The 11,764-nt window shown below is 63.7% G+C and carries 8 protein-coding genes; all 8 read left to right on the top strand.

The genetic code is table 11. The features are described from left to right. Positions 1-3,069 (top strand): YadA-like family protein (locus ACIPHM_RS24240; RefSeq protein ID WP_400334154.1); only part of this gene is annotated, 3,069 nt, incomplete at its 5' end. 268 nt (positions 3,070-3,337) lie between these two features. Further along, positions 3,338-5,680 carry a bifunctional salicylyl-CoA 5-hydroxylase/oxidoreductase gene (locus tag ACIPHM_RS24235; RefSeq protein ID WP_400334152.1) on the top strand — a complete coding sequence of 781 codons (2,343 nt, stop codon included), beginning with the start codon at positions 3,338-3,340 and terminating at the stop codon, positions 5,678-5,680. Positions 5,681-5,689: 9 nt separating this feature from the next. Continuing rightward, positions 5,690-6,511, top strand: coding sequence for an SDR family NAD(P)-dependent oxidoreductase (locus tag ACIPHM_RS24230; RefSeq protein WP_400334149.1), 822 nt, complete (start codon positions 5,690-5,692; stop codon positions 6,509-6,511). Between the two features lie 36 nt (positions 6,512-6,547). Further along, complete coding sequence (locus ACIPHM_RS24225) at positions 6,548-7,411, top strand: enoyl-CoA hydratase family protein (RefSeq protein ID WP_400334146.1); 864 nt, start codon at positions 6,548-6,550, stop codon at positions 7,409-7,411. A 34-nt stretch (positions 7,412-7,445) separates the two neighbouring features. Beyond that, on the top strand, positions 7,446-8,630 hold the full coding sequence (locus ACIPHM_RS24220) for an acyl-CoA dehydrogenase family protein (RefSeq protein ID WP_400334143.1): 1,185 nt from the start codon (positions 7,446-7,448) through the stop codon (positions 8,628-8,630). A 157-nt stretch (positions 8,631-8,787) separates the two neighbouring features. After that, positions 8,788-10,431, top strand: coding sequence for an AMP-binding protein (locus ACIPHM_RS24215; protein WP_400334140.1), 1,644 nt, complete (start codon positions 8,788-8,790; stop codon positions 10,429-10,431). 101 nt (positions 10,432-10,532) lie between these two features. Continuing rightward, positions 10,533-11,003 (top strand): acyl-CoA thioesterase, encoded by a 471-nt coding sequence (locus ACIPHM_RS24210; RefSeq protein WP_400334137.1) that lies wholly within the window; start codon positions 10,533-10,535, stop codon positions 11,001-11,003. A 2-nt stretch (positions 11,004-11,005) separates the two neighbouring features. Continuing rightward, entirely contained in the window at positions 11,006-11,413 is a 408-nt protein-coding gene (locus tag ACIPHM_RS24205; RefSeq protein ID WP_400334192.1) for a RidA family protein, read from the top strand. The last annotated feature ends 351 nt before the right edge of the window (positions 11,414-11,764 follow it).

Here is an 11,764-nt window from a genome sequence, read left to right as displayed (position 1 = left end):
CGTGTTACCCAACGGTTTGACAACCTCGACAAAGGTGAGATCGGCCTCGTGCAGCAGGATGCCGAGACCCGCACGCTCACGGTGGCCAAGGACACGAACGGCACGGAAGTGAGCTTCGCTGGCAAGGACGCTGAAGGCAACGCCATCGACCGCAAGTTGACGCACGTCGCCCCTGGCACTGTGGGCGCTTCCAGCGTCGATGCGATCAACGGCGGGCAACTGCATGCGACGGCGCAAAGCACGGCAAGTGCGCTGGGCGGCGGAGCGACCGTGGACGCCGACGGCAAGATCACGGCACCGACCTATACCGTTGGTGAATTCACCGCGAACAATGTCGGAGACGTCATCACCCACGTCGATAGTCGCTTCACCGGTATCGATGGCCGCGTCACTGGCATCGATGGTCAAGTCACCGACATCGATAGCCGGGTCACCGACATTGGCGGTCGCGTCAGCGGTATCGACGACCGTGTTACCCAACGGTTTGACAACCTCGACAAAGGTGAGATCGGCCTCGTGCAGCAGGATGCCGAGACCCGCACGCTCACGGTGGCCAAGGACACGGACGGCACGGAAGTGAGCTTCGCTGGCAAGGACGCTGAAGGCAACGCCATCGACCGCAAGTTGACGCACGTCGCCCCTGGCACTGTCGGCGCCTCCAGCGTCGATGCGATCAACGGCGCGCAACTGTATGCCACTGCGCAAAGCACGGCAAGTGCGCTGGGTGGCGGAGCGACCGTGGACGCCGACGGCAAGATCACGGCGCCAGCGTATGCCGTCGCCGGTGCGACCGTCAATAACGTCGGCGACGCGCTGACCCACGTCGATAAGCGCGTGACAAGCATCGACGATCGTGTCACCGAGCAGTACGGCAACATCAATCAACAGATCGCCAACGGGAATATCGGCCATCGGTTTATCCGCATCAACTCGACCCGTGATGATGCGCGAGACGCCAACGCCGTGGAGCAGAACGACATTGCGATTGGCGACGGGGCCTATGCAAACGCGAAGCTCAAAGACAGGGCCAGTGCTGCGGTCGCCATCGGTGCGGAATCGAACGCCGTTGGCGGACGCGCCGTGGCGTTTGGTCCGGGGGCCAGCGCGAGCGCCGAGAATACGACAAGCCTCGGCACCAACGCCGAGGCTTCCAGGACCGGGGCTGTCTCGATAGGCACGTGGAGCTCTGCCACCGCCACCGACGCCGTTGCTCTGGGGGCAGCATCGGTCGCCGATCGCGGACCGCTTATTCGAATGACCAACCCACTGGCCTATGGCAGCGGCAACGACATTACCACGTTAAAGGGTGCCGTGTCCGTCGGCTCAATCACAGGGCAACGCCAGATTATCAACGTGGCCCCTGGTTCGATGGACACCGATGCGGTCAACGTCAGCCAGGTCCGGAATGTGAAGACAGTGGTCGACAGCAATGCCGCGGCGACTGCGGCCGCCCTCGGCGGCGGCTCGAGCGTGGGTGCCGATGGCAAGATCACGGCACCGGCCTATGCCGTCGGTGACTTGAGCGTCGACAATGTTGGCCTGGCCTTGTCTCACGTCGACGAGCGCGTCGCCAGCATCGATGGCCGCCTCACCAGCCAGCTTGGCACCCTCACCGACCAGATCGGCACTATCGGGCTCGTGCAGCAGGACGTCCAGACCCGCATGCTCACCGTGGCCAAGGACACCGACGGCACCGAGGTCAGCTTCGCCGGCAAGAATGCCGGGGGCGACGTCATCGACCGCAAGCTGACGCACATTGCCGCCGGCGCGGTCAGCGCCTCCAGTGCCGATGCCATCAACGGCGCGCAACTGTATGCGACGGCGCGAGGCGCGGCAGATGCGCTGGGCGGCGGTGCGACCGTGGGCGCCGATGGCAAGATCACGGCGCCGGTCTATAACGTCGGTGAGTCCATTGTCAACAATGTCGGCGAGGCGATTACTCATGTCGACAATCGCGTCACGTCCATCGATGGCCGTCTGACCGGCCAGCTTGGCAGTCTCACCGAGCAGATCGGTACTATCGGACTCGTACAGCAGGACGTCCAGACCCGTACCCTCACCGTGGCCAAGGACACCGACGGCACCGAGGTCAGCTTCGCCGGCAAGGGCGTTGGGGTCAACATGATCGATCGCAAGCTGACTCATGTCGCGCCGGGCATCGTAAGCGCCACGAGCGTCGATGCCATCAACGGCTCGCAGTTGTACACGATGACCACGAACATCGCCAATGCGCTCGGCGGCGGGGCATTCGTGGGGTCCAACGGCGTGCTGAACGGGCCGACTTACGCGCTCAGTGGTCAGTCCTTCAATAATGTTGGCGGGGCGCTTGTTTATCTGGATGAACGTGTCGGCAAGCTGGAAACTGCCGATGCAGGCGGTGAAGCAAGCGTTGCACCGAAGCCCGAACCTACCCGCATGGCCATAAAACTTCGCCGGTACGTCGACATCCCGCAGGACAAGCAGACCATGCAGGCGGCACAGGCTGCGCCGGTTGCCCAGTCAGCGCCGGCAGCTCAGTCCACGGGTGCCACGGTCTGGGGGGACAACGCCGTCGCCAGTGGCAGCAACGCCGCAGCGCTCGGGACGAATGCCGTTGCCTCGGCCAACAACAGCGTGGCGCTTGGGGCAAACTCGGTCGCCGATCGGGAGAACTCGGTATCGGTCGGTTCGGCAGATCAACAACGCATCATTACCAATGTCATGGCCGGCACGCAGGACACCGACGCGGTCAACGTGGGACAGTTGAACAATGCAACGGCTCAGGTCAACCACGTCAAGGAAAGCGTGGATAACCTGCAGCGTCAGGTCAATCATCGTTTCGACCAGATGAGCGATCGCATGCACCGTATCGGGGCCATGAGCGCGGCCATGTCGAATATGCTGGCAAGCGTGGCCGGGATACAGACGCCCAACAGCGTCGCTGTCGGTGTTGGCACGTATCGTGGCCAAACGGCGCTGGCCGTTGGCTACCAGCGCAAGGTCGCCGGACGCTGGGCGATCACCATTGGCGGCTCCGCCACGGGCGGTAGCGACTTCAACATAGGCGCCGGTGCCGGCTACGGCTGGTAAGTCAGACGCGAAACTGCCGAGGTAAGACGGTGTGCCGGCCCATGGGCCGGCACGCTTTTTTGACGCCGCGCCTTTCGCCGGCAATCCCGCCGCCCGGTGCCTCGTCCGCCCAAATCTAGGGGCTTTCCCCATCGTCCCAATCTCCCGTGTGAGCGTCCTTGCCGTCGCAAATTTTTTTCGCTAGTATTTTAGGCATAAACTATTTACGATTTAACAAAGGTCGAACGGTCGGTGAGCGCGACGCGATCTGTGAATCCGGAGGCTGGAGATGAATATCGTCTGTATCGGTGGCGGTCCCGCGGGCCTGTATTTCGGGCTGTTGATGAAGCTGCGCGACCCTTCCCATCGTGTGGTGGTGGTCGAGCGCAATCGGCCGTACGACACGTTTGGCTGGGGCGTCGTGTTCTCCGACGCCACCATGGACAACCTTCAGGCAGCCGACCCGGTCAGCGCCGCTGAAATCAATGCCGCCTTCAACCACTGGGACGACATCGACATCCACTTCGAAGGCCGCACGATGACCTCGGGCGGGCACGGTTTCATCGGTATCGGTCGCAAAAGGCTCCTCAACATTCTGCAAGCGCGCTGCGAGGCGCTCGGCGTCGAACTCGTGTTCGAGACGGACGTCAGCGACGATCAGGAAATTGCCCGTCGCTACGAGGCCGATATCCTCATCGCCTCGGACGGCCTGAACAGCCGCATCCGCACGCGCTACGCCGATACGTACCGGCCGGACATCGACACGCGTCAAAACCGCTTCGTCTGGCTCGGCACGCATCAGCGCTTCGACGCCTTCACGTTCGCCTTCGAGAAGACCGAGCACGGTTGGTTCCAGGCGCACGCCTATCAGTTCGATGCCGACACGTCGACGTTCATCGTCGAGACGCCGGAGTCGGTCTGGCGCGCGCATGGCATCGATCAGATGAGCCAGGAAGAGGGCGTGAAATTCTGCGAAAAACTCTTCGCGAAGTACCTCGGCGGCCATGAACTGTTGAGCAACGCCAAGCATCTGCGCGGCTCGGCCATCTGGATTCAGTTCCCGCGCGTGATCTGCGAGCACTGGGTCCACTGGTCCGATATCGACGGCAAGCTCGTGCCGGTCGTGCTCATGGGCGACGCCGCTCACACGGCGCACTTCTCGATCGGCTCCGGCACCAAGCTCGCGCTCGAAGACGCCATTGCGCTCGCCGACGGACTCGGCACGCAAGGCATCGACGCCTTGCCGCGCGTGCTGGCCGGTTACGAAGCGGCGCGCAGTATCGAAGTGCTCAAGATTCAGAACGCCGCGCGCAACTCGACGGAATGGTTCGAAACCGTCAACCGTTACGCCCGTTTTGCCCCCGAACAGTTCGCGTATTCCCTGCTGACTCGCTCGCAACGTATCTCGCACGAGAACCTGCGCGTGCGCGATGCCGGTTATGTCGAAGGCTATGAGGACTGGCTCGCGGAACACGCGGGCGTGAAGCGCGCGCCCGGTCAGCACGCGATTGCGCCGATGTTCACGCCGTTTCGCGTGCGCGAGCTCACGCTCAAGAACCGCATCGTGATGTCGCCGATGGCCATGTATTCGGCCGTCGACGGTGTGCCCGGCGACTTCCACCTCGTTCACCTCGGCAGCCGCGCGCTGGGCGGCGCGGGCATGATCGTCGCGGAAATGACCTGCGTGTCGCCCGACGCGCGCATCACGCCGGGCTGCCCCGGTCTGTGGAACGATACGCAGCGCGACGCCTGGAAGCGCATCGTCGACTTTGTGCACTCGGGCAGCGATGCCAAGATCGCCATGCAGATCGGCCATGCCGGTCGCAAGGGGTCGACGCGTCTCGCCTGGGACGGCATCGATCAACCGCTCGACACCGGCAACTGGCCGCTGATCTCGGCGTCGCCGATCCCTTATATCGATGACGTGTCGCAAACGCCGCGTGAGATGACCCGCGCCGACATGGACCGCGTCAAGGACGATTTCGTGCAGGCCGCGCGTCGCGCCGCGGAAGCCGGTTTCGACTGGCTAGAACTCCACTGCGCGCACGGCTATCTGCTCTCGAGTTTCATCTCGCCGCTCACGAATCGTCGCAGCGACGAGTACGGCGGCTCGCTGGAGAATCGCCTGCGCTATCCGCTGGAAGTGTTCCGTGCGGTGCGCGACGTCTGGCCCGCCGCGAAGCCGATGTCGGTGCGTATTTCGGCGCACGACTGGGTCGAAGGCGGGATCACGCCGGACGACGCCGTCACGATTGCCCGCGCCTTCAAGGACGCCGGGGCGGATCTCATCGATTGCTCTTCGGGACAGGTGAGCAAGGAGGAGAAGCCGGTCTACGGCCGCATGTTCCAGACACCGTTCGCCGATCGCGTGCGCAACGAGGCGGGCGTGCCGACGATTGCCGTCGGCGCAATCTTCGAGGCGGATCACGTGAACAGCATCATTGCGTCGGGCCGCGCGGATCTTTGTGCGATTGCGCGTGCGCACCTGGCCGATCCGTTCTGGACGCTGCACGAAGCGGCGAAGATCGGCTACAAGGACTTGCCGTGGCCATCGCAGTACTATGCCGGCAAACGGCAGTACGAAACCAATCTGGAGCGCGCTGCCGCCTACGCTCAACAGATCGGTAAATAAGGACAGTTCATGACGTCTACGACAACCTCGGCCAGTGCGGTGAGCGCCACGCCCGCCTCGCTCAAGGGCGTGCATGCGCTCGTGACGGGCGGTGCGCGCGGCATCGGCGAAGCCGTAGCCCGCTCGCTGCTCGCGCAAGGCGCCCGTGTAACGCTGCTCGGACGCAACGAAGCCACGCTCGCCGCCGGGGCGGCGGCACTCGCCGATCAGGGCGAAGTCGCCTGGGTCAGCGCAGACATTTCGGATGCCGCCGCAGTCGCTGCCGCTTTCGTGCGCGCGGCGGATCGCTTCGGCCCGGTGCAGGTACTCGTCAATAACGCGGGGCAAGCAGTGAGCGCACCGTTCGGCAAGACGGACGCCGCGCTCTGGCAACAGATGATCGACGTCAACCTGACGGGCACGTTCCATTGCATCAGCGCTGCACTTCCCGCAATGCTCACGGCGGGCTGGGGACGGATCGTGAACGTGGCGAGCACGGCCGGATTGATCGGCTATCCGTACGTCAGCGCGTACTGCGCCGCCAAACACGGCGTGGTCGGTCTCACGCGTGCGCTGGCGCTGGAAGTGGCGAAGAAGGGCGTGACAGTCAACGCTGTCTGCCCGGGCTATACGGAGACGGACATCGTGCGCGATGCGGTGGCGAATATCGTCGCCAAGACCGGACGTAGCGAAGACGACGCGCGCGGCGAGTTGGCCAAGCGCAATCCGCAGGGGCGTCTTGTGCGGCCACAAGAGGTTGCCGACGCCGTGCTCTGGCTCTGCCAGCCGGGCGCGGGCGCGATGACGGGACAGTCGATCGCGGTGGCGGGCGGCGAAGTGACTGCCGGCTGAGTCCCTCAGACACAACATATTCAAGGAGATCGGCCAATGAGCGACGTGAAACTGACGATGGCGCATCACAAGCGCCCGTTCGCGAACTATGAAGCCAAGCACTTTCTGTGGTCGGTGTCGAACGACGCGCAAGGGCGTCCGAGCATCGGCACGATCACGCTGAATCGTCCCGAGAAGAAGAATCCGCTGACGTTCGACTCATATGCCGAGTTGCGCGATCTGTTTCGCGCGCTGGTCTATGCGACGGATATCAAGACGGTGGTCGTGACGGGCGCGGGCGGCAATTTCTGCTCGGGCGGCGACGTCCACGAAATCATCGGCCCGCTCACGCAGATGAGCATGCCCGAGCTGCTCGACTTCACGCGCATGACGGGCGATCTCGTCAAGGCGATGCGCGCATGCCCGCAGCCGATCGTCAGCGCGATCGACGGTATTTGTGCGGGCGCTGGCGCGATGGTGGCGCTGGCGTCGGATCTGCGTCTGGGCACGCCGCAGACGAAGACGGCGTTCCTGTTCGTGCGTGTGGGACTGGCCGGTGCCGACATGGGCGCGTGCACGTTGCTGCCGCGCATGATCGGGCAGGGCAGGGCCTCGGAGTTGCTTTTCACCGGCCGCGTGATGACGGCCGAAGAAGGCCAGCAGTGGGGCTTTTTCAACGCGCTGCACGACGGCGGCGCGGTGCTCTCGGCGGCGCACACGCTGGCCGACCAGATTGCCTGCGGCCCGACGTTCGCCCACGGCGTGACGAAGAAGCTGCTGCATCAGGAATGGAATATGGGCGTGGACGAGGCCATCGAGGCGGAAGCCGAAGCGCAGGCCATCTGCATGCAGACGAAGGATTTCCGCCGCGCTTACGACGCTTTCGTCGCGAAGCAAAAGCCGGTGTTCAAAGGCGACTGACGCGCGCCGCACCGGGACGAAACAGGACAGGACGATGAGCGATATCACTCCCCACAATGCCCGTAACGCGGATTTTCTGGCGTGGCCGTTTTTCGACCACGCGCATCGCCGGCTGGGCGCGGACCTCGACGACTGGTGTACGCGCGAGCTGAAGGTCGATCATCACGCCGACACAGATGCGACATGCGTGTCGTTGGTGCGTCAGTTGGGCCGCGCGGGGTGGCTGAAGTACTGTGTGCCCGCGAGTCATGGCGGTGCGCTGGACACGCTGGATTCGCGCGCGCTGTGCGTGCTGCGCGAGACGCTGGCGCGTCACGACGGGCTGGCCGATTTTGCCTTCGCGATGCAGGGGCTGGGCAGCGGCGCGATCACGCTCGCAGGCAGCGACGCACTCAAGCAGCGTTACCTGCCGCGTGTGGCCTCCGGTGAGGCGATTGCGGCTTTCGCGCTGTCGGAGCCGAACGCCGGGTCGGATGTCGCCGCGATGGCGTGTTCGGCCACGCCGGAGGGCGACGACTTTGTGCTCGATGGCGAGAAGACGTGGATTTCTAACGGCGGCATCGCGGACTTTTATTGCGTGTTCGTGCGCACCGGCGAAGCACCGGGCGCGCGTGGCATCAGCGCATTCGTGGTGGACGCCGACACGCCGGGCCTGACGATTGCCGAGCGTATCGACGTGAGCGCACCGCATCCGTTGGCGCGTCTGAAGTTCGAGAACTGCCGCGTGCCGGCCTCGCAACGTCTGGGCGAAGCGGGGCAGGGCTTCAAGGTGGCGATGATGACGCTGGATATTTTCCGCGCGTCGGTGGCGGCAGCCGCGCTGGGCTTTGCGCGTCGCGCACTGGACGAAGGGCTGACGCGCGCGAAGTCGCGCGAGATGTTCGGACAGACGCTCGCGGATTTCCAACTGACGCAGGCGGCGCTGGGCGATATGGCGACGTCGGTAGATGCCGCTGCCTTGCTGACGTATCGCGCCGCCTGGCAACGCGACGTGTTGGGCCAGCGCACGACGCGCGAAGCGGCGATGGCGAAGATGTTCTCGACGGAGTCGGCGCAGCAGGTGATCGACCGCGCATTGCAGATGTTCGGCGGCGCGGGGGTGGTGTCGGGCGCGGTGGTGGAGCGTCTGTACCGCGAGATCCGGTCGCTGCGGATTTACGAAGGGGCAACGGAAGTACAAAAACTGATCATTGCGCGCGAGTTGCTCAAGGACAACTGATCCTTGTCGTTCGACGCGCGAGATATGGCTTGTGATGTGCGCAGTGGCAGCCCGGGGAGACAGGGATGGCATGGCGTCTTGCAATAACACTTGGAAGAAATGCGTCTGGCGCGATGCGCCGGCGTCACGCTTGATGACCGGGGGCAAGGAGAAGCACATGGAACGATCTGGACATCTGGACACTTTCGCGCGGGACAATCTGCCGCCCGCGGATCAGTGGCCCGAGTTTTTGCTGGACAATCCGGACGTGGCGTACCCGGCGCGCTTGAATTGCGCGGCCGATTTGCTCGATCGCACGATTGCGCAGGGACGCGGCGACGCCCCCGCGATCTATTCGGTGGAAAACGGCAAGCCGACGGTCACGACGTATCTCGGCTTGCGCGAGAGGGTGGATCGCATCGCCCACGTGCTGCGCAACGATATGGCGCTGGTGCCCGGCAATCGTGTGCTGTTGCGGGGTCCGAATAATCTATTCATGGCCGCCGCCTGGCTGGCGGTGATCAAGGCGGGGCTGGTCGGTGTGCCGACGATGCCGCTGCTGCGCGCGAAGGAGCTCAAGCAGATTGTCGACAAGGCGGAGGTGAGTGCTGCGCTTTGCGACGGTCGTCTGAAGGATGAGCTGGAGTTCAACCGGCAAGCGGGGCATGAGTATTTCTGTCCGGTGCTGACCCAGGTGGTGTACTTCCACGATGTTGGTGAGGACTCACTGGAGGCTCGCATGGCGCGTCAGCCGGCGAGTTTCGAGGCCTGCGATACGGCGGTGGACGACGTCTGTCTGATTGCCTTTACGAGCGGCACGACAGGGCAGCCGAAGGGCACGATGCATTTTCATCGCGACGTGCTGGCGATGTGCGATCTGTTCCCGCGTCACGTGCTGAAGCCGGGGCCGGACGATATTTTCTGCGGCACACCTCCGTTAGCGTTCACTTTCGGCACGGGCGGCTTGCTGACGTTCCCGCTGCGCGTCGGCGCGGCAACGGTGTTGCTGGAGAAGCTGACGCCGGACGCGCTGCTGCAAGCGATTGCGACGTATCGCGCGACGATCTGTTTTACTGCGCCGACGTTTTATCGTCAGATGGCCGCGCTGGTGGGGCAGTACGATCTGTCGAGTCTGAGAAAGACGGTGTCGGCAGGCGAGGCGCTGCCCGATGCGACGCGTCAGTTGTGGAAGCAGGCGTCGGGAATCGAGATGATCGACGGGATCGGCGGCACGGAGATGATCCACATCTTTATCTCTGCGGCGAACGGCGATGTGGTGCCGGGCGCGATCGGCAAGCCGGTGCCGGGCTACATCGCGATGATTGTCGACGAGAATATGCAGCCGCTGCCGCCGGGCAAGGTGGGCAAGCTGGCGGTGAAGGGGCCGACGGGCTGCCGTTATCTCGCAGATTCGCGTCAGACGAATTACGTGAAGCAAGGCTGGAACCTGCCGGGCGACACGTTCATGTGCGACGAAGCGGGCAATTACTACTATCAGGCCCGCTCGGACGACATGATCGTCTCGGCTGGCTACAACATCGCAGGCCCGGAAGTGGAGTCGGCGCTGTTGCAGCACCCGGCGGTCGCGGAGTGCGGGGTGGTGGGCGCGGAAGACGAGGCCCGCGGTCAGATCGTGAAGGCGTATGTGGTGCTCAAGGACGGCCAGCCGCGCGACGGCGCGATGGTGAAGGCGCTTCAGGAGTATGTGAAGGCTAACATCGCCCCGTACAAGTACCCGCGAGCGATTGAGTTTGTGGACACGCTGCCGCGCACGGAAACGGGCAAGTTGCAACGGTTCAAGCTACGGCAGATGGCGCAGTAGGGCGGGGGCAACAGTTCAGGTTGACCGGTTGGGCAGGGTGCTCCAGTGGGCGCCCACTGACTTTGATGTGACGGCTTGGCCGGCACGGTAAGGAGGGAATGATGACGGAGGCTGATGTGGCTGCACATGCTTTCGTGAAGCCGCTGCTGGTGCGCTTCAAGCACTGCGATCCGGCAGGCATTGTGTTTTATCCGCGCTACTTCGAGATGATGAATGACCTCGTCGAGGACTGGTGCGCGGAAGGTCTCGGCCTGTCGTTCGGCGAGATGCATTTGCGCGATGGCATGGGCGTGCCGACGGCCAATATCGAGTGTCGTTTCAGTGCCCCGAGTTTTTTGGGCGAGACGTTGTCGCGCTCGCTGGAAGTCTCTCGTCTCGGTCGTTCGTCCATGACGTTGCGCATCCGCTTCGCCGGCGCGAACGACGAGACACGTTTGCAAGCCACGCTGGTGCTGGTCTGGGTCGCGAAAGGCGAGGGCGGACGACCCGCCCCGATTGCGGTGCCCGACGCCCAGCGCAAGGCGATTGTGCGCTTTGCCGCACCCGATTCTGTGATTGAAGGAGTGTCCTGATGCTGCAAGTTCTGCAACCGCCCGAATGGGCGAAACCGCGCGGCTATGCGAACGGCATGGCTTTCGAGATGACGGCAGGCAGCCGCATCGTGTTTGTCGGCGGTCAGATTGGCTGGAACGGTCAGCAACGCTTTGAGACGGATGATTTCGCCCTCCAGGTGCGTCAGACGCTGGAGAACATTGTCGCGATTCTGGCGCAAGGCAATGCGAAGCCGGAACATATTGTTCGCATGACCTGGTATGTGAAGGACAAGCACGAGTATGTGGCGAATTACCCCGCCATCGGGGAGCACTATCGTGCCGTCATCGGACGTCACTTTCCTGCCATGACCGCCGTGGAAGTCGCCGACCTCGTCGAGGACGAAGCGAAGGTCGAAATCGAAGTGACGGCCGTTGTGCCCGCCGCCTGACGTTTGTTGGTGAGTGGTTACTGGGGGGGCTTTCGCGCCTCCCATCTCTGATGGACCGGGGTCTTGACTTCCCTAATCCGCAAAGAGGGCATGGTGCCGGGGGCGTTGCGGCGTTCCCGTTGGTACGTAGCCCGCCGCCCGCGCGGATCTGGAGATGATTTGGCTCGGGCATATTCGACGGGTCATTGGTACTGAGCCGCTTACGTTGACCACGTTGCCTACGCTGCCTTCTGTGCCAGCCGCACCGCGTCCAACGCCGCCTGCGTCAATTCATACACGCCCGGCAAATCCTGCTCGTCACAGTTGTGACCCTCGCCACCCCGGTCGACGACCACGAAGTCGCTCACCTCA

It is taken from the genome of Pandoraea sp. NPDC087047 (genome assembly GCF_044745225.1).
Lineage (GTDB): Bacteria > Pseudomonadota > Gammaproteobacteria > Burkholderiales > Burkholderiaceae > Pandoraea.
This window is presented reverse-complemented; position numbering and strand designations above follow the sequence as displayed.

Excerpts from the sequence above, each read along its gene's own strand:
- ACIPHM_RS24235 (WP_400334152.1), top strand. The coding sequence starts at position 3,338 with ATGAATATCGTCTGTATCGGTGGCGGTCCCGCGGGCCTGTATTTCGGG.
- ACIPHM_RS24230 (WP_400334149.1), top strand. The coding sequence starts at position 5,690 with ATGACGTCTACGACAACCTCGGCCAGTGCGGTGAGCGCCACGCCCGCC.
- ACIPHM_RS24225 (WP_400334146.1), top strand. The coding sequence starts at position 6,548 with ATGAGCGACGTGAAACTGACGATGGCGCATCACAAGCGCCCGTTCGCG.
- ACIPHM_RS24220 (WP_400334143.1), top strand. The coding sequence starts at position 7,446 with ATGAGCGATATCACTCCCCACAATGCCCGTAACGCGGATTTTCTGGCG.
- ACIPHM_RS24215 (WP_400334140.1), top strand. The coding sequence starts at position 8,788 with ATGGAACGATCTGGACATCTGGACACTTTCGCGCGGGACAATCTGCCG.
- ACIPHM_RS24210 (WP_400334137.1), top strand. The coding sequence starts at position 10,533 with ATGACGGAGGCTGATGTGGCTGCACATGCTTTCGTGAAGCCGCTGCTG.